Below are 18,228 nucleotides of genomic sequence, written 5' to 3'. Positions count from 1 at the left end.
GTGGTCACCTGCCACTACCGGCAGGCGGAGCGAAGGATCGGTGCGGCGGCGATGGAGTTTCGGGAAGACATCCTGGGTGCCCCCTACGAGGCGACGGAGCTGGAGCTCCGGCCGGATGCCGAGGGCCCGGTGTGCGCGACCCTGGTGCGCCGGCCGGTGCCCGGGGCGGAGCGGGCGGTGCTCTACATCCACGGGTACAACGACTACTTCTTCCAGACCAACCTGGCCGACCACTACAGCGCGCTGGGGTTCTCCTTCTACGCGCTCGACCTGCGCAAGTACGGCCGCTCGCTGCGCCCGCACCAGTCGCCGAACTTCGTCCGGAGCCTCGTCGAGTACGACGAGGAGATCGACGAGGCCGTGCGCATCATCCGGGAGGTGGACGGGCACCGGCAGCTGCTGGTGAACGGGCACTCCACCGGGGGTCTGGTGGCCGCGCTGTGGGCCGGGCGCCGGGCGGGGCGGGGGCTGGTGGACGGGCTGTTCCTCAACTCGCCGTTCCTGTCGATGCCGACCTCGCCGGCCGTGCGGACCGTCGGCGGGCCGGCCGTGACGGCGATCGGGCGGCTGGCGCCGACGCGCGTGCTGCCCTCCACGCTGAACCCGCACTACACGCACAGCCTGCACAAGGACCACAAGGGCGAGTGGGACTTCGACCTCACGCTGAAGCCCGCCGAGAGCTTCCCGCTGTTCGCGGGCTGGCTGTCGGCGATCCACCAGGGGCACCGGCGGCTGCGGCACGGCCTGGGCATCGACGTGCCGGTGCTGCTGATGGCCTCCACCAGGTCCATCGCCACCACCAAGTGGCACAACGCCCTGCACCACGCCGACGCCGTGCTGCGCGCCGACGACATCGCCGCGCAGGGGCCGAAGCTGGGCCGGCACGTCACGATCGTGCGGATCGAGGGCGGCATGCACGACCTGGTGCTGTCCGGTGAGGCGGCCCGGACCCAGGTGTTCGCCGAGCTGGACCGCTGGCTGACCGCCCACCTGGACGTGGAGCCGGCCGGAGAGCCCGCGTGACCTCCGAGCAGGACCGCGCGGACGCGTACGACGAGCAGGACGCGTACGACGAGCAGGACGAGCACGACGCGTACGACGAGCAGGACGAGTACGACCAGCACGACGAGCAGGACGAGCACGACGAGCACGACGAGCACGACGACCCCGTCCCGGTCGGGCGGCAGACCGACCTCGGCTTCGCCAAGCTGATGCCCGACATCGACCGGGACGGCGGCTGGCTGCTCACCCTGGACGGCACCCCGCAGTCGTACGTCGACCTCGCCGATCCGACCCACCTGGAGTTCGAGTACACCCGGCGCCTCGGCCACCTCGCCGACGCGCTCGCCCCCGCCGGGCAGCCGCTGGCCGTGCTGCACCTGGGCGGCGGCGCGCTGACCCTGCCGCGCTACCTGGCCGCCACCCGGCCCGGTTCGCGGCAACGGGTGGTGGAGGTGGACGGGCCGCTGCTGGCGCTGGTCGAGGAGCACCTGCCCTGGCGCGGCCCCGGCACGGACGTCTCCGCGACGGTCGGCGACGCCCGGGCGGCGCTGGCCGAGGTCCCGGCGGGCTCGCAGGACCTGGTGATCGCGGACGTGTTCCGCGGGTCCCGTACCCCGGCGCACCTCACCTCGGTGGAGTTCCTGCGGCTCGCGGCGGCCGCGCTGCGCGAGGGCGGCTGCTACGCGGCCAACCTGGCGGACGGCCCGCCGCTGGCCTTCGCCCGGGCGCAGGCGGCGACGGTGCGGGCGGTGTTCCCGTACGTCTGCCTGGTGGCGGAGGCGTCGGTGCTGCGCGGCCGGAGGTACGGCAACGTGCTGCTGGCCGGGTCCACCGCGCCGCTGCCGGAGGCGGAGTTGGCGCGGCTGTTCGCGGGCGACATCTTCCCGGCCCGGCTGGTGGCGGGGGAGGACCTGGCGGCCCTGGTGGGCCGGACCGCTCCGGTCGCGGACGCCGATGCGACCGACTCCCCGCCCCCGCCGGACGGCGCCTTCAGCGTCGGCTGAGCGGGCGGGAGGGCCGGCGGGTTCACCGCACCGGACGTCGGCCCGGCCGACCTCCGGTGCGGGCCGTCCCCACGGCGCGTCGGTGGACCCGAACGGCGCGTCGGCGGATCGGCCGGTGCGGCCCGGGTGTGAGAATCGGCGGGTCCCTGACGAGCGCCGTACCGGCGCGCGGCACGTCGAAGGAGCGAGCGATGACTGGCGGCGCGGAGCGGCCCGAGCTTGAGGCGGTGCCGGAGACGGCGCTGTGGACGCTGTGGCACCGGGCGCTGGAGGCCCGGCGGCCGGACACCGTGCTCCACGACCCCAAGGCCGTCGAGCTGGTGGAGCGGATCGACTTCCCGTTCGCCCAGCGCTTCGGCACCAACGGCCTCCAGGCCCAGCTCCAGGCCCTGCGCGTGGCCTGCTTCGACCGCGAGGTGGCGGACTTCCTCGCCCGGGAGCCGCGCGGCACCGTGGTTTGCCTGGGCGAGGGCCTGGAGACCCAGTACTGGCGGGTCGACAACGGGCGGGCCCACTGGCTGAGCGTGGACCTGCCGGACATGGTGGCGCTGCGCGGGAAGCTGCTGCCGCCGGGCCCGCGCCAGCGCTACCTGGCCGCCGACGCCACCGAACTCGGCTGGGCCGAGGAGGTGGACCGCGACCGCGCGGTGCTGGTCAGCGCGCAGGGGCTGTTGATGTACCTGCCGCCGGACCGGGTGAAGTCCCTGATCGCGGGCTGTGCGGAGCGCTTCCCGGGCGGCTCGCTGGTGCTGGACGCCGTGCCGCGGTGGTTCAGCCGTCTCACGGTGAGCGGGAAGATGCGTGCCCACGGCTACCAGGTGCCGCCGATGCCGTGGGCGATGGACGCGGGCGAGCGGGACAAGCTCCGCACCGCGAGTCCGGCGGTGACGGCGGTCCGGGAGGTCACGCCGACCGGTGGGCGCGGGCTCCTCGGCTCCCTGCTGCCCCTCGCCCTGGCCACCCCGCCCCTGGCCGCCCGCCACCCCTCCGTCACCGTCCTGGACTTCGCCGACCGGCCGCAGCAGGCGTAGCCGTCGTCGCAGCCGCACTCGTCACGGACCGTCATCAAAGTCCGTGATCACGGAACGTCATCACGGACCGTCATCAGAGCCGGGATCCAGGGACTCCCAGTGATTCTCAGGGGTTCTCCCGGGGGCGTCAGGCCAGTGGCGGGGCAGCGAGACCCGGGACTACTGTGGTGTCAGACGCCACCATCAGGGCGATCCCCCACGGGTTCGAATCCTCTGGGACCCGATCGCGTCCGGGATCCTGCAGATGTACGTGAGACATGCTGCGGACTTCCGATCTCCGATCTCCGATCTCCGCAGCTCGACATGCGAGTGCGAAGCGATGGCTGATTTCAGGGATGCCGAGCAGGCCGTAGGCGAGGCCAGGGATTTCTTCACGGAGGACGCGCGCCTCCACAGGATTCGCTACCACCTGCTCCGGCTCGGGGCCATGGCCCCGCTCAGCGAGCAAGAAGTCGACGAACTCGGAGAATTCGCCCGGCTCGTCTTCCTGGGGGACGGCGGCGCGGCGGATGTGGCCGCCAAGATCACGGGACGGCCCGACGCGAGCCCGCTGGCCGTCGCCCTCGCCTCGGTCGTTCCGACCCAGGAAGGCTCCGGGTTCTTCTCGGTCGACCCCAGGGAGGTCCTGACCAGCGCCATCTCCGCTGCCTACCTCTGCACCGGTCAACTGGCGGGAGTCGACCGTTCCCTCCTGGCCCCCGTGGGAGCGCTCGCCGGAGCGACCGCCGTCCTGCTGAGGCCCGTCGTCACGGAGAGCATCAGCGAGGTCTCCTCGGACGACTACCTGCGCATGCAGGACTGACCGGCCCGGCAGGACGGGACCGGCAGGCCCGACGGGCCCGGCCGGTCAGCGCGGCGTGACGCCCCGTCGGCGTCAGGACGACGGGCCCGGTGAGGGCCTATCCGGCGGCGACCCGGACGACGCCGGTCACCGTTCCCTGGAACACCACCCCGCCCGGTGCGATGGTGCCAGCCATCTGCAGGGTGTCGTAGAGGGCCCCGATGCCCAGCCGGTGGGCGCGGACGACCGTCCCGGTCTCCGGGTCGATCTCGGCGTAGTCGTACGGGTCGAGGAGCGTGGTGGTGCCGGTGCCGGGGATGAGCGGCTCGCGCAGCACGGTGTGGATCAGCCCGTCGGCGGTGGAGAGGAAGGGCACCGCCGAGGAGCGTGCCCGGACGTCCCACGCGAGGTCGCAGCCCGAGCCGTCGGGGCGGACGTCCACCCGGGAGAGCCCGCCCCGGAAGCCGCCGCCGGACGCCGGGACGCTCGGCCCGGCGTCCGCGGGCAGCTTCGGGTAGGGGTAGCCGTAGGTGCCGGCGATGAACACGGCGTTGCCCGCGCCGATCGGTGCGTTCTCGCTGCCGCTGCCGCCGGCCTTGAGCACGGGGACGGAGCAGACGCGCTCGCCGCTGTCGGCCCGGTAGACCAGCAGGTCGGCGGTGGGTGCGGCGTTGTCGACGATGGCGAGGTAGTCGGTGCCGGTGCGCGGGCCGAAGAACACCGGGGTCGAGCCGGTGCCCCAGCTGAGCTGGCCGGGCTTGCGGCCCGGGCCCCGGTCGTAGGCCTGGCGCCAGAGGGTGCGCGGGGTGCCGTCGGGGTCGGCGGTGAGGAGGTAGAGGGCGTGGGTGGTGGCCACCGCGGTGCCGCCGGGCGCGGTGGAGATCGAGTTGGCGGTCTTCTCGCCCGCGGGGAGGGCGAGGGTGCGGACCGTCCCGGTCCGGTCGTCGGCCGTGCCCACCACGCCGCCGGCGGTGGCGAACCAGACCCGGCCCTGCCAGTCCGGGGCGATGCCGACCGAGCCGTCGCCGTCGGGTATGGCCGTGGCGAGCGGGAGCGAGCTGTCGACGGACAGTTGCCAGTCGCCCGCGGCCGTACGCCGGTGGGCGATCCGTAGCAGGGTGCGGGTGCCGTCGATGACGACCAGCCGGTCGCGGTGGTCCAGGTAGGCGTAGACGCCGCCGAGCAACGTCCCCTTGGTGAGCGGGAGTTCGGCGAGCGAGTCGCCCGACTCGGGATCGAGCAGGTGGACCGTCGGGACCTGGCCGAAGATCGTGGTGCAGAGCGTGACGAGGTAGCCGTCCGAGCCGGCCAGGACGGTGGGGCAGGCGGATGCCAGCGCGGTGCGGTGCGAGGTGAGCTCGCCGGGGCCGGGGCCGGGCAGCGACGTGGCGTCGGAGGAGCCGGTGTCGCCGTGCATGGTGGCCGTGCCGTCCGGGCCCGCGTACGGATTGTGCGGCGGCAGCGGACCGTACGAGGGCGCGGCCCCGGACGCGGCCGAGGTCTGGGCGGGGGCGGCGAGGGCCAGCAGGGCGGCTGCCGAGAGGGCGGCCGCGCGCAGGAGCGGCTTGAGGCGCATGGAGGTGTCCCGTGGTCGGAGGGAGGCGGACAGCGGTGCGCACCGCCCGGCCCCGCGACGCGGGAGGGAGTCGGAAACCCGGCAACAGCCGGGCGGGCCACCGCACTTACCGGGCGCGGTGACAGATCGCGGAGCACGCACGGGCCAGGTCGACGTCGAGTCGACGGCTCAGGTGGGCGTGGCGATCCATGGGCACCATCGTGCTGTGCTGACGCTCCGTCTCGCAACGCCGTCTCACATCACGGGCGGGAGCGGGCCGGCGAGGGCCGGCACCCGGTGGGACCAGGGGCGGGCGCGTTCCAGCTGCCCGGCGAGCCGCAGCAGGGTGGCCTCGCCGCCGACCCGGCCGAGGAAGTGGACCCCGATCGGCAGGCCGGCGCCCGACGCCGTGTCCGCCGCCGTGTCCGCCGCTGTGGCCGTCCGCGTGGCCGCTGCCGTGTCCGACCCTGGGTCCGGCGCTGTGCCCGACCAGTACAGCGGGACGGACATCGCGGGTGCGCCGGTGAGGTTGGCGACGACGGCCGGGAAGGCGACGAAGGGGGCGCTGTGCCGGGCCGTCCGCCAGGGGTCGTCCTCGGTGGAGGTCATCTCCCCGAGGGGGAGCGGTGGTTGGGCGAGGGTGGGGGTCAGCCAGAGGTCGTAGCGCTCGAAGAAGCGGGCGACGGCCCGGGCGTACTCCTGCAGGGTGGTGACGGCGAGGAGGTAGTCGCCGCCGCCGACCCGACGGCCGTGCTCCGCGTAGGCGCGGGTGTACGGCTCCAGCTCCTCCGGCCGTGGTTCGCGGCCGAGTTCCCGGACCCAGTAGGCGAGGATCCAGGCCATCGCCGCGCCGTAGACGGTGCCGATCGCGGCGCCGACCGGTTCGGTGATCGTCGGCAGGTCGCGCTCCTCCAGGTCGTGCCCCAGCGCCTCGCACAGCGTCACCGCGTCCCGCAGCGCGGCGACGCAGTCGGGGTGGACGGGGTGCGGTCCCGCCGGGCGCGGGCTGTAGGCGATCCGCAGCCGTCCCGGGTCCCGGTCCACCTCGGCGGCGAACGGCCCGGCGGCGGGCGGGGCCGGGTACGGGTCGCCGGCGGCCGGTCCCGCGACGGCGTCGAGCAGCGCGGCGGAGTCCCGGACGGTCCGGGTGACGGCGTGCTCGACGGCCCAGCCGCCGAAGGCGTCGCCGTACGCGGGACCGAGCGGCACCCTGGCCCGGGTGGGCTTGAGGCCGAACAGTCCGCAGCAGGAGGCGGGGAAGCGGATGGAGCCGCCGGCGTCATTGGCGTGCGCGGCCGGGACGAGGCGGGCGGCGACGGCCGCGGCCGAGCCGCCCGAGGAGCCGCCGGTGGTGCGGGTCGGGTCCCAGGGGTTGCGGGTGGGGCCGTGCAGGAGCGGTTCGCAGGTCGGGGCCATGCCGAACTCCGGGGTGTTCGTCTTGCCGAGGAGGACCAGCCCGGCGGCGCGCAGCCGCCGGACGAGTTCCTGGTCGTGGCGCGAGACGTGGTGCCGCAGGAAGGCCGAGCCCTCGGTGAAGCGGACGCCCTCCTGCTCGGTGGCGAGGTCCTTGACCAGGTACGGAACGCCGGTGAACGGGCCGTCCGGCAGCCCGGCGCGGACCTGGTCCAGGGCCCGCTCGAAGGCGGGGGTGACGACGGCGTTGAGCCGCGGGTCGAGGCGTTCGGTGCGGGTGATCGCGGCGGTGACCAGCTCCTGCGCGCCGACCTCCCCGCTGCGGACGAGTGCGGCCTGCCCGGTGGCGTCGAGGGCGGCGAGCCGGTCGACGTCCCCGGGGGTGAGCGTGGTGGTCACGGCCGGGCCTCCAGGACGATGTTGACGGGCGCGCTCTCCTGCGCGATGCGCCGTACCCGGGTGAGTCCGCCCGCGGCGAGGACCTCGCGCAGCTTGGCCTCGCCGGCCATCGCGCCGAGCGCGGCGGCACCGGTCTGGGCGAGCGAGGACGGCGTGCAGACCAGGGTGGAGATCGCGTAGCCGATCCGGGCGTAGGGGTTGGCGAAGTCGTCGGCGAAGCGGTCGGCGGCGAGCGGTTCGACGACCAGGACGACGCCGTCCTCGGCGAGGGCGGAGCGGGCGTGCGCGGCGGCGGCGACCGGGTCGCCCATGTCGTGCAGCGAGTCGGTGAAGGTGATGAGGTCGTAGCCGTCACCGGGGAAGCCGGCCGCGTCGGCGACCTCGAACACGGCCCGCCCGTCCAGCCCGGCCTCCGCGGCGGCCGCACGGGCGTGGGCGATCGAGGCGTCGTCGGGGTCGAAGCCGGTCACGGTGCTGCGCGGCCAGCGCTCGGCGATCAGGATCGAGGACAGGCCGTGGCCGCAGCCGAGGTCCGCGACGGCGGCGCCGGCTTCGAGCTTCGGCACGATGCCCTCGACGGCGGGGATCCACTCGGCGATCAGGCCGTGCACGTAGGCGGGGCGGGTGAAGCGCTCCTGCGCCCGGCCGAGAGCCGGGTGGTGCTCGCCCCAGCCCATCCCGCCGCCGGTCCGGAAGAACCCCTCGACCCGGTCGAGGTCCGCCCACAGCGCCTGGAACCCGGGGAAGACGCCGATCAGCGAGGTCGGGGCCTCGTCGTCGGCGAGGACGGCGGCGTACTCGCCGGTGAGGGTGAAGCGGTCCGCGGCCGGGTCGTGCTCCAGGTAGCCGGCCACCGCCACGCCGCGCAGCCACTCCCGCACGTACCGCTCGACCAGCCCGGTCCGGGCGGCCAGCTCGGCGGACGTGAGCGGCCCCGCACCGGCCAGCGCCCGGAACAGGCCCAGTCGGTCGCCGAGCACGATCAGCGGTGCGGTGCAGCCGACGCCCAGCTCGCCGAAGACGTGGCCCATCGCCGCTTCGAGCCGCTCGCCGTCCAGGGCCGCGGTGTCGTCCGGGGTCACCGCGTCGTTCAGGGCCACCGTGTCGTTCGGGGTTGCCATCTCGATCACCTCTCTCGGGACGTACCGGTGACCAAGAGGCGTGAGAACCCGACTCACACCCCGTGAGGCGGCGAAGACGACGGCATGGCACCCGAAGCGATCACCACGCGCGCCGTCGCCGGTTCCCCCGGCCGCCGCACGCGGTGGGGGAACCGGCAGGGCGGTCGGAGCGGGTCAGTAGACGCTGACGCCGTACGCGGCGAGCGCCTCGTTGACCGGCTGGAAGAAGGTCGTGCCGCCGGCGGTGCAGTCGCCGCTGCCGCCTGAGGTGATGCCGAGGGCCTTGGTGCCGTCGTACAGCGGGCCGCCGGAGTCGCCGGGTTCGGCGCAGACGTTGGTCTGGATCATGCCGCGGACGGTGCCCCCGTCGGAGTAGCGGACGGTGGCGTTGAGCCCGGTGACCTTCCCTCCGTGGGTGCCGCTGGTCGACCCGGTGCGCTTGACCGCCTCGCCGACGAACGCGTTCGGGGCGGAGGAGAATCCGCCGGTGTGGCTCAGGGCGCCGTTGTCGTAGCGGACCAGCGCGTAGTCGTTCCCCGGGAAGCTGGAGCCGACGGTCGCTCCGATCAGGGTGGTGTGGCCGGAGTTGGTGTACCAGGTGTTCGCGACGTTCCCGCAGTGCCCTGCGGTGAGGAAGTAGTAGGTGCTGCCGCTCACCACGTTGAAGCCGAGCGAACACCGGTACTGGCCGCCGTAGACGGCACTGCCGGCGGCGAGCAGCGGGCGGAAGACGCCGGGGGAGCGCTGGATCCGCAGGGCGGCGCCGGGGCCGGCGGCCTGCTCGATCCTGGCGATCGCGGTGGGGGAGACGGTGCTGTCCGCCGTGACGACGACGCGGCCGCTCGCCTGGTCGGTGTACCAGGCGATGCCGTTGACGTCGGTCCGCTGCACGGCGTCGCTCACCGCCGCGAGCCGGGCCGCGCCGGTGGACGGTGCGGGCGCGGTGGACGGTGCGGCGGTCGCACTCGGTGCGGCGACCGCGGTGGCGGACAGCAGGCCGACGACGGCGGCGAGCAGGCGGGTGGTCCTCGCGGTGCCGGTGTGGGGGGTGGTGCGCGTGGTCCTCACTGGTCTCCTCCTGGGAGTGAGAGGCCCCCGAGGGTGTGGGGGCCGTGAGGCGCGGTCAGGGAGTGCGCAGGCACCCGTCGGTGCCCATGGGGGTGCCTCGGCGGGTGATCTGCTCCTGACAGGCGCTGACGGGAAGTATGGGGAGGCCCGAGGAACGGCACAAGGCCCCGGACACGCCCTGCACACCATCTCGACAACCCCGTGCGCCGCCGCCGCCCGCCGCCGCCCGTCGCCGCCCGCCCCGGGCCGGCTCAGCCGCCCGCGGGGACCCGGAGGGAGCCGTAGCGCTGCATCCGCTGCCAGCGCAGCCGGGATCCCGCGAGCGCGGTGAAGACCGACTGGATCACCACCAGGTACATCAGCTGCCGGTAGACGAACTGCTGCAGCGGCAGGCTCCACAGCGGTCCGAGCCGTTCCCCGTCCAGCCGGAACGCGTAGGCGCCCATCAGCATCTGGACGAGCAGGAAGGCCGCCCACAGTCCGGTGATCCGCACCGGGTCGAGGAACACCAGTCCGTACAGCGCGAACACGTCGACCACCGGCGCGAGCAGGGGCAGCAGGACCTGGAACATCAGCAGGTAGAGCAGCCCGCGCCGGCCCAGCTTGCCGGCCTGGCCGCCCTGGACCAGGGCGCCGCGGTGCTTCCACATGGCCTGCAGGGTGCCGTAGCACCAGCGGTAGCGCTGTCGCCACAGGGCGCCCAGCGAGGCGGGGGCCTCGGTCCAGGCCTTGGCCCGCTCCTCGTAGACCACTCGCCAACCGGCCCGGCAGAACGCCATGGTGAGGTCGGTGTCCTCGGCGAGGGTCTCCTCGCCCACACCGCCGACGGCCAGCAGTGCGGAGCGGCGGAAGGCACCGACGGCGCCCGGCACGGTGGGCATGCACTCGGCGAGGTCGAACAGCCGGCGGTCCAGGTTGAATCCGACCACGTACTCGATGTGCTGCCAACGGCCCAGCAGACCACCGCGGTTGATCACCTTGGCGTTGCCGGAGACCGCGCCGACCGAGGGATCGGCGAAGGGCTGGACGAGCCGGCGGACGGCGTCCGGCTCGAACACGGTGTCACCGTCGACCATCACCAGCAGCTCCGCGCGGGCGGCCGCGATGCCGGTGTTGAGGGCGGCCGGCTTCCCCGCGTTCTCCTGCCGGATCACCCGGGTGTACGGCAGGGCCAGCGACTCGACGAGCTCGGCGGTGCCGTCGGTGGAGCCGTCGTCGACCACGATCAGTTCCACCGGGTGGTCGGAGGCGAGCAGGGAGCGCAGCGCGGCCTCGATCCCGGCGGACTCGTTGTACGCGGGCACGATCACGCTGACCGGCTGGGTGACCGGCGGCCCCCAGGGGCGGCGGCGCAGTCGCTTGTGCCGGCGGGCGGCCACGAGGACGGCGACGGCGCGCAGCAGGCTGATCGCGCCCGCCGCCCACAGCAGCCAGCCGAGGGCGGTGAGCGTCCAGTCGCCGCCGCGGAGGAGCCAGAGGAACGCGGTCCCCTGGAGCCGGTCCGCGGTCCCGGCCGGGTGCACGGGGTCGGCGAGGCCGACCGAGTCGCTGACGGTGGCGAAGTGCAGGCCGCGGGCCTTCAGCCGGGGCAGCAGGTCGGCGAGCGCGGCCACGGTCTGCGAGCGGTCGCCGCCGGCGTCGTGCAGGAGCACGATCCGGCCCGGGCCGCCCGGGGCGTCGTCGAGGGTCTTCACGATCTGCGCGGTCCCCGGGCGGCGCCAGTCCTCGCTGTCCCGGGTGGTGAGCACGGTCAGGTACCCGGCCTGCCCGGCCTGCCGCACGGCGTCCCACTCGCGGTCGTCCAGGGCGTCCGGTTCGGAGGAGTACGGCGGTCGCAGCAGGGAACTGGTCACCCCGGCCGAGCCGGCCAGGGCGAGCTGGGTCTCGCGCAGCTCCAGCGAGCGGCGCCAGCCCGGCGCCGGGCCGAGGTCGGTGTGGGTGAAGGTGTGCACGCCGATCTGGTGCCCCTCGGCGACGATCCGGCGGATCAGGTCCGGGTGGGCGGCCGCCTGGGCGCCGACGACGAAGAAGGTGGCGTGCACCCCCTCCTGGCGCAGTACGTCGAGGATCCGCGGGGTCCAGGTCGGATCGGGGCCGTCGTCGAAGGTGAGGGCGACGGTCCCGGGCTTCGGGACGGCGCTGCGCGGCTGGGGTCCGGCGGCGTCGATGACCGGACCGCCGTCGCGGATCGACGCCGGCACGGTGGTGGCGCCCGTGTGCGCGGCCGACTGGTCGGGGCGGTCGTCGAAGCTGTGCTGGGTGTACCCCTGGAGCAGCAGGGCGCCGGAGAGCGTGAGGAGCAGGGCCGTGAGCAGCCACCAGTGGGTGCGCAGCGGGCCCTGCCGGACGACTCCGCGCCGGCCTCGGCGGACGCGCGCGGGGACGGGGGCTCGTCGTCGACGGGTTGTGCTCATGGCGCTGCTTTCGTGGGGCGGGGAGTGTGCCGCGGGGCGTGGCGGGGCGTCAGGGCTTGACGGGCTTGTTGCCCGAGTTCCCGGGCGGGGTGGTCGGGCGGCCGTGCCCGGGTGTGGGCGTGGCGGTGGGCGGGGTCTTCGGCGGTGCCGAGGCGGTGGTGACGGGGGTCGGCGGAGCGGGGGCCGCCGGGGAGGTCGGCAGGTCGGCGGGTTCGGTGGGCCGGTCGGTCGCCGAGGGGCGGTGGACGCCCACCGGTGGGGTGCCGGCCGGGCGGGTGGGCACGGCCGTGGACGGCGCACCGGGCCGGGCCGCCGCTTCCGGTGCGTCGGACGGCGCGTCGGGAACCGTGGCCGCCGGTGCGGGCGCGCTCGGTGCGGGTGGCTGGGGCAGCGGGAGGAACGGCGCGTCCACGGTGGGGCCGCCGAGCAGGGTGCTGCCCAGCAACGCGAGGTAGCCGCCCGCCGGTACGGCCAGCACCGCACCGAGCCGACGGATCCGGCGCTGACGGCGGCCGGAGCCGTCGACGAAGACGGGCGGGGGCACCGGCGCGGCCGGCTGGTCCTCGGCGGGGGTGGCGGCCGGCTGCTCCAGGGCGTCGGTGATGGCGGGGAGGGCGACGGCGCCGGGGAGGGCGACGGCGCCGGGAAGGGCGGCGGTGGACGGCTCCAGCGCGTCCTCGGGCCACGGGAGGTGGCCGGCGGGATCGTCCACGGGGGCGAGGGGCTCGGTCGGCGGCCCGTCCGCTCCGACGACGGGGGCACCGGGGAAGTACCTCGGTACCAGCGGAGGGTGGGACTGCTCTCCGGCGGTCGGCCACGGGCCGTACGACGTGACGGGCACGGTGTCGGGTCCAAGCGTTGTCGGTTCAGGGGGCGACCCGGACCGCCGACCCACCGGCACCGGTGGGCGGCGCGGTGCCGCGGTCGTACCTGTACAGCGCCGACTCGCGGCGTGCCGTCACACCTGACCCCCGGACCTCCCGGATCGGGCCGTACCGCCGGTTCCGGCCGAGGTCAGGGGCACTTTGCCGAATCTTGAAGAAATGCCGGTCGGCCTGGAACCATGGTGTGCGGCCGCACGTCGTACCGACGGGTGAAGGCCGGGGGGACAGGCCGCCCGGCACGTTACGCTGCCTTGAGGGGGAGCGGCGTCGTGCCGCCATCGGACAACCGCCGGGACGGGCGTGCGGCTCCACGGGGAGCGCGGCCGGCCCCGACCTGCCACGGAGGTACTGGCCTTGCACATCGACGCCTGGATCGAGGGCATTCCACCGACCGCGGTGTACGCCGTGGTCGGTCTGATCATCGGGATCGAGTCGCTCGGCATTCCGTTGCCCGGCGAGATCGCCCTGGTCACGGCGGCCCTGATGTCGGTCAAGGGCGTGGTGAGCCCCTGGGGCGTGGCGGGTGTCGCGATCGCCGGCGCGATCATCGGCGACTCGATCGGCTACTCGATCGGCCGCAAGGGGGGCAAGCCGCTCTTCGAGAAGCTGGGACGCAAGTTCCCCAAGCACTTCGGGCCCTCGCACCTGGCCACCGCGGAGCGCTCGTTCCAGAAGTGGGGCATGTGGGCGGTCTTCTTCGGCCGCTTCATCGCGCTGCTGCGCATCTTCGCCGGTCCGCTGGCGGGCGCGCTGAAGATGCCGTACTGGAAGTTCCTGATCGCCAACGTGCTGGGCGGCGTGGTCTGGGCCGGCGGTACGACGCTGCTGGTCTACAAGGTGGGGAAGAGCATCGAACCGTGGCTGGCGCGGTTCTCCTGGGCGGGCCTGGCCGCGGCGATCGTGATCGGCGGCCTGTCGGCCTGGATCATGAAGCGCCGGGCCGCGAAGACGCACGCCAGGATCGAGGCGGAGGAGGCGGCCGCGGCCGCCGCGGCCAAGGCGGCCGTCTCGGAGTGACGGCAACCGGCGACGGACCGTGACCGGCGGCCGTCCCGGAGCCATCGGGCCCTCGGAGTAGCATCGGCGGAGTACCTGCCGATCTTGCACTCTGGAGGGCCCGATGACGTTGCAGCCGACCTGGGACGCCGTGGACGCGTACTTCTCCGAGCAGCTCGTCGGGCACGATCCGGTGCTGGAGCGCGCGGAGGCCGCCGCCGACGCGGCCGGGCTGCCGAAGATCGCGGTGGCCCCCAACCAGGGCAAGCTGCTGCACCTGCTGGCGCTGACCCAGGGCGCGAAGCGGATCCTGGAGGTCGGCACGCTCGGCGGCTACAGCGCGATCTGGCTGGCCCGGGCGCTGCCCGCGGACGGCACCCTGATCACCCTGGAGATCGACCCCCGGCACGCCGAGGTGGCCCGGGCCAACCTGGCCGCCGCCGGCCTGGAGAAGGTCGCCGAGGTGCGGGTGGGCCGGGGTGCGGACTCCCTGGCGGAGCTGGTGGAGCAGGGCGTGGAGCCCTTCGACCTGGTGTTCATCGACGCGGACAAGCCGAGCAACCCCGAGTACTTCCGCCGCGCGCTCCAGCTGACCCGGCCGGGCTCGCTGATCATCGTCGACAACGTGGTGCGCGGCGGCGCCGTCGCGGACGCGGACAGCACCGACCCGGCGGTGGTCGGCACCCGGGCCCTGCACGAGCTGATCGCGGCCGAGTCGAAGGTCACCGCGACCTCGGTGCAGACGGTCGGCAGCAAGGGCTACGACGGCTTCACGCTCGCCCGCGTCCAGGGCTGAGCCTTCGTCGCGCGAGCGCGTGCGGCGAGTACGGAAAGAAGGAGCGGAGAGAACGTGCGGATCGGACTGCTGGGCACCGGCCCCTGGGCGGAGCGGGTGCACGCGCCCGTACTGGCGGAGCACCCCGGGCTGGAGTTCACCGGCGTCTGGGGCCGCCGGCCGGAGGCCGCCGAGGCGCTGGGCGCGGCGCACGGCGTGCCCGGGTACGCGGACCTCGACCGGCTGCTGGCCGACGTGGACGCGGTCTCCATCGCGCTGCCGCCGTCCGTGCAGCCCGGCCTGGCGCTACGGGCCGCCGAGGCCGGCTGCCACCTGCTGCTGGACAAGCCGGTCGCGCTGACCGTGCCGGACGCCCGGGCGGTGGCGGAGGCGGTGCGTGCGCACAAGCTCGCCTCGGTGGTGTTCTTCACGGTGCGCTTCGGCGGCCCGCAGATCCCGTGGATCGAGGAGCAGGCGGCGAAGGGCGGCTGGTTCACCGGCCGCTCCGACTGGCTCGGCTCGGTGTTCGCGCCGGGCAGCTCCAGCCCGTACGCGGCCTCGCCGTGGCGCGAGGAGAAGGGCTCGCTGTGGGACGTCGGCCCGCACGCGGTGTCCCTGCTGCTGCCGGTGCTGGGCGACGTGACGCAGGTGACGGCGGTGGCCGGCCCGCTGGACACCGTGCACCTGGTGCTGCGGCACGCCGGCGGCGCGTCCAGCACGCTCGCGCTCAGCCTGACCGCGCCGGTCGCGGCGGGCGGGACGGGCATGGAGCTGCGCGGCGAGCACGGGGTGGTCCGGCTGCCGGAGCGCGGCGAGGGCCCGCTCGCCGCCCTGCACCGGGCGCTGGACGCGCTGCAGTCCGCCGCGGCCACCGGCGAGCCGCACCCCTGCGGGGCGGACTTCGGGCTCCGGGTGGTGGAGATCCTGGCCGGCGCCGAGCGCTCCCTCGCGGTCGGCGGGCCGGTGGACGTCTGAGGCCTCCGGGGGCCGGCCTCCGGGGGCCGGCCTCTGGGGTTCCGAGGTCTCTGGGGTTCCGAGGTCTCGGACGTCTCCGAGGATTCGAGGGGCTGACGGGCCGGGCTCGGGACGGCGGGCGGGGCATCTCGGGTGCCCCGCCCGCCGTCAGCCGTTTCAGATGCCGAACGGCGCCGCGTAGCGGACCGTGCCGGCCGGCAACGGGTGCCCGGCGTCCAGGGCGAGGGCCATCAGCGCCTCGTCCGGGACCTCGACGGAGAGGCCGATGCCGTACGCGGACGCCCGGGTGAAGCCGAACCGGGGGTAGTACTCCGGGTGTCCCAGGACGACGACGTGGCGCTCGCCGAGTTCCGTCGCCGCGGCCAGGGCGGCGCGGACGGCCGCGGAGCCGGCGCCGGTGCGCTGGTACTCCGGGAGGACGGCGCACGGGGCGAGGCACAGAGCGGGGACGTCGCCGATGTGGCAGCGGGTCAGCAGGGCGTGGCCGACGGGCCGGTCGTGCGCGTCGGTAGCGACGAGGGACAGTCCGTCGATCCAGGCGGGGTCGACGCGCAGCGCGTCGACCAGGTCGGCCTCGGCCGGTGACCCGAAGGCGGCGGTGTTGACGGTGCGGACGGTCGGGACGTCGGCGCCGGTCTCGGCGCGGGTGGTCCAGGTGCGCATGGTGGATGAGGATCCGTTCCACGAGAAGTACGGGGCCCCGCGAGCTCACGCTCCCGGCGGGGCGGGACAGGAGGAGGTCAGGCCGCGGCCCGGGACGTGAGGGAGACCCGGACGCTGCGCTCGGCGGCCGTGCGCGCGGTCATCAACCTCACCTCCCTCTGCTTCTCTGCTCCTGAACGGCACGTACTCCGATGGAGTGTACCGGAGCCGAACGGGCCGGGGTGGGTTTGTACCGTCGCCCGCGCCCCGCCCCCGCTCAGACCGGCGGCAGGGGCGGCCGGGAGGTACCCGGGCGGCGGTCGGTGGGGCGGGCCGGCGGGATGACGGGGGCGCGGAAGTCGCGCGGGCCGGTCCACAGCGCGGGGACGGCGTCGCTGCGGCGGGCCAGTTCGTACGCCAGGGCCTCGTAGTTGACCCGCCAGCCGTGGAAGTGCGCCCAGGCGTCCTCGACCGGGCGCTCCCGCGGGAAGCCGGCCGCCGTGATCATCGCGACGGCGCCCAGGTACTCGGCGTAGGTCAGCCGGATCGGGACGTCCGGGTCCGGGTCCGGGTCGAACGGGATGCGCAGCGAGCGGGCGATGTCGCGCATCGCGGTGAACCCGGCGCGCAGGACCAGCCGGGCCTCGGGCGGGGCCGAGCGCGGGCACAGGGCGAGGTGCAGGGCGGCGGCGTCCATCACGGCGATCAGGCCGACCACCCAGCTGCGGTTGGGCTGCGGGGAGCGGAAGGAGAGCAGCACCGGGTAGTTGGAGTGGCTCTCCCCGATGTCGGCGGCCAGCCGCTCCCAGTCCCGGTAGAGCTGCGGGAGCGCGGTCTCGGTGTCGACGAGGGACTGCCGGGCCAGCAGCTCCGGCCCCCAGGCGGGCTCGCCGGCCCGGGACTGCAGCAGCGTCACCTCGGTCTCGCGGCGCTGGTAGGCGGCGTAGAGGGTCGGCAGGTAGGAGATCTGCAGGGCGATCACCAGCGGGCCGCTGGCGGCCGCCATGAAGTCGATCGCGGACAGCTGCAGCCGCTCGCCGCTCGCGAAGCCCAGGGTGAACAGGCTGGAGCCGGCCTCCCGGATGGCGATCGTCCAGCTGAACTCCGAGGTGCCGTGCAGCAGCAGCGTGTACGCGAGGAGCATCCCGCTGAGCCACACCGTGAGCATGCCCAGCAGCACCAGCGGCGCCAGCCAGGTGAGCGCCCGGTCCTGCGCGCGGTAGCCGCCGACCGGCGCGGCGGAGAGCCGCAGCACCGTCCGCAGCACCACCCAGAGCCGGTTCACCAGGGACGAGTAGAGCCCGCGCGGGACGACCAGCGTGCGCAGGATGCTGCCGACGACCAGCAGGAGCAGCAGCGCACCGAGCACGGTGTGGATCAACCTCATGGCGCCATTCTGACGGTCGGTCGGGGATGCGGCGGTCGATCACTGGTGATCAATGTCTGTCGAGGCGTGGGGAGCGGGCGGATTCGCCGCGTTGAAACGTCTGCAACTCCCGTGTGGGTCAGCGGAGATGATGCAGGTGGCAGTCGTCCCGGAAGGCCGCGGCGGCCGCGACGGTGTCGAAGCGTCCGATCCGCCCGGATCGGCCCGGAACGCGGAGGAATTCCCTGCGCTCTCGGCGCGGCGCCCGACCGCCTCCGGGCCTGGCTGCGTGATCGACATCACGTGGCCAGAGTGAAACCCTGTCACGCCTCTTGTCGCTCTCTTGGCGGAGATGATCAGCTCGTACGCCATCGACCCGACCGGCACGCCGAACAAGAGGGCCGTGAAGGTCTACGAGGAGGACAAGACCGGGACGGACGACGTGATCGAGGCCGCCAAGGAGACCGGCGTCGATCCGCGAATCGTCGAGGTCGCCAAGGACAACCTCATGGTCAAGCGGCACGACGGCCCGGTGGGGCCGGGCGAGGAGACATCCTGAGGGACGTCCACATCGAGGCGAAGCTCTTCGAACTCGGCCTCCCCTATCCCAGCAGCCACCCGGATGCCTGGAACGGGAACGAACCGAGAATCCACCCCGAGCACTTCGGTGCGCACAGTCTCGTGCCGAAGAGCTTCCACCCGGGAGAGGTGTCGGCGGACGGATCCCTCAAGCACTGGGAACTCTTCGGTCCACCGCACCCACGGAACGCGTCGCCGCAGACCTCTCGAACCTTGATATCGT

16 protein-coding genes are annotated in these 18,228 nt (G+C 74.3%); 8 read left to right on the top strand and 8 right to left on the bottom strand.

The annotated features are described in order from the left end of the window. The first annotated feature begins 51 nt into the window (after positions 1 to 51). From ACIRD3_RS09335 to ACIRD3_RS09320, 4 genes are all read left to right on the top strand, one after another. Positions 52 to 1,023, top strand: coding sequence for an alpha/beta hydrolase (locus tag ACIRD3_RS09335; protein ID WP_402213561.1), 972 nt, complete (start codon positions 52 to 54; stop codon positions 1,021 to 1,023). Between the two features lie 188 nt (positions 1,024 to 1,211). After that, on the top strand, positions 1,212 to 2,006 hold the full coding sequence (locus ACIRD3_RS09330; RefSeq protein WP_402214026.1) for a spermidine synthase: 795 nt from the start codon (positions 1,212 to 1,214) through the stop codon (positions 2,004 to 2,006). A 191-nt stretch (positions 2,007 to 2,197) separates the two neighbouring features. Then, positions 2,198 to 3,037 carry a class I SAM-dependent methyltransferase gene (locus ACIRD3_RS09325; RefSeq protein ID WP_402213559.1) on the top strand — a complete coding sequence of 280 codons (840 nt, stop codon included), beginning with the start codon at positions 2,198 to 2,200 and terminating at the stop codon, positions 3,035 to 3,037. 319 nt (positions 3,038 to 3,356) lie between these two features. After that, the gene (locus ACIRD3_RS09320; protein ID WP_402213557.1) at positions 3,357 to 3,839 is read left to right on the top strand and encodes a hypothetical protein; all 483 of its coding nucleotides are present in this window, start codon (positions 3,357 to 3,359) and stop codon (positions 3,837 to 3,839) included. A 97-nt stretch (positions 3,840 to 3,936) separates the two neighbouring features. On the opposite strand, the gene ACIRD3_RS09315 is transcribed toward ACIRD3_RS09320, so the two are convergent. The 6 genes from ACIRD3_RS09315 to ACIRD3_RS09290 all read right to left on the bottom strand — a co-directional run bounded on the left by ACIRD3_RS09315 (position 3,937) and on the right by ACIRD3_RS09290 (position 12,500). Further along, positions 3,937 to 5,394: a hypothetical protein gene (locus tag ACIRD3_RS09315; protein ID WP_402213555.1), complete on the bottom strand. Its 1,458-nt coding sequence runs from the start codon at positions 5,392 to 5,394 to the stop codon at positions 3,937 to 3,939. Between the two features lie 234 nt (positions 5,395 to 5,628). Beyond that, positions 5,629 to 7,185 (bottom strand): amidase, encoded by a 1,557-nt coding sequence (locus ACIRD3_RS09310; protein WP_402213553.1) that lies wholly within the window; start codon positions 7,183 to 7,185, stop codon positions 5,629 to 5,631. Next, on the bottom strand, positions 7,182 to 8,306 hold the full coding sequence (locus tag ACIRD3_RS09305; RefSeq protein ID WP_402213552.1) for a methyltransferase domain-containing protein: 1,125 nt from the start codon (positions 8,304 to 8,306) through the stop codon (positions 7,182 to 7,184). The genes ACIRD3_RS09310 and ACIRD3_RS09305 overlap by 4 nt, the downstream gene beginning before the upstream one ends. 174 nt (positions 8,307 to 8,480) lie before the next feature. Continuing rightward, positions 8,481 to 9,374, bottom strand: coding sequence for a S1 family peptidase (locus ACIRD3_RS09300; protein ID WP_402213550.1), 894 nt, complete (start codon positions 9,372 to 9,374; stop codon positions 8,481 to 8,483). Positions 9,375 to 9,625: 251 nt separating this feature from the next. Then, positions 9,626 to 11,788: a bifunctional polysaccharide deacetylase/glycosyltransferase family 2 protein gene (locus tag ACIRD3_RS09295; protein WP_402213548.1), complete on the bottom strand. Its 2,163-nt coding sequence runs from the start codon at positions 11,786 to 11,788 to the stop codon at positions 9,626 to 9,628. Between the two features lie 49 nt (positions 11,789 to 11,837). Next, the gene (locus tag ACIRD3_RS09290; protein ID WP_402213546.1) at positions 11,838 to 12,500 is read right to left on the bottom strand and encodes a hypothetical protein; all 663 of its coding nucleotides are present in this window, start codon (positions 12,498 to 12,500) and stop codon (positions 11,838 to 11,840) included. A 526-nt stretch (positions 12,501 to 13,026) separates the two neighbouring features. Between ACIRD3_RS09290 and ACIRD3_RS09285 the strand changes: the two genes are divergently transcribed. From ACIRD3_RS09285 to ACIRD3_RS09275, 3 genes are all read left to right on the top strand, one after another. After that, positions 13,027 to 13,689, top strand: coding sequence for a DedA family protein (locus ACIRD3_RS09285; protein WP_402213544.1), 663 nt, complete (start codon positions 13,027 to 13,029; stop codon positions 13,687 to 13,689). A 103-nt stretch (positions 13,690 to 13,792) separates the two neighbouring features. Next, positions 13,793 to 14,464, top strand: a complete 672-nt coding sequence (locus ACIRD3_RS09280) for an O-methyltransferase (protein ID WP_402213542.1) — start codon at positions 13,793 to 13,795, stop codon at positions 14,462 to 14,464. Between the two features lie 54 nt (positions 14,465 to 14,518). Beyond that, positions 14,519 to 15,418, top strand: a complete 900-nt coding sequence (locus ACIRD3_RS09275) for a Gfo/Idh/MocA family protein (RefSeq protein ID WP_402213540.1) — start codon at positions 14,519 to 14,521, stop codon at positions 15,416 to 15,418. Between the two features lie 156 nt (positions 15,419 to 15,574). Here the strand turns inward: ACIRD3_RS09275 and ACIRD3_RS09270 are convergent, their stop codons facing one another. Continuing rightward, positions 15,575 to 16,081, bottom strand: coding sequence for a GNAT family N-acetyltransferase (locus ACIRD3_RS09270; protein WP_402213539.1), 507 nt, complete (start codon positions 16,079 to 16,081; stop codon positions 15,575 to 15,577). A gap of 256 nt (positions 16,082 to 16,337) precedes the next feature. Beyond that, the gene (locus tag ACIRD3_RS09265; protein ID WP_402213537.1) at positions 16,338 to 17,447 is read right to left on the bottom strand and encodes a hypothetical protein; all 1,110 of its coding nucleotides are present in this window, start codon (positions 17,445 to 17,447) and stop codon (positions 16,338 to 16,340) included. A gap of 322 nt (positions 17,448 to 17,769) precedes the next feature. Between ACIRD3_RS09265 and ACIRD3_RS09260 the strand changes: the two genes are divergently transcribed. Beyond that, complete coding sequence (locus tag ACIRD3_RS09260) at positions 17,770 to 17,985, top strand: hypothetical protein (RefSeq protein ID WP_402213535.1); 216 nt, start codon at positions 17,770 to 17,772, stop codon at positions 17,983 to 17,985. Positions 17,986 to 18,228 lie beyond the last annotated feature (243 nt).

It is taken from the genome of Kitasatospora sp. NPDC093550, from assembly GCF_044764985.1.
In the GTDB taxonomy this organism is placed as follows: domain Bacteria; phylum Actinomycetota; class Actinomycetes; order Streptomycetales; family Streptomycetaceae; genus Kitasatospora.
The sequence above is the reverse complement of the archived record's forward strand: the minus strand, read 5'-3'. Positions and strand labels throughout refer to the sequence as shown.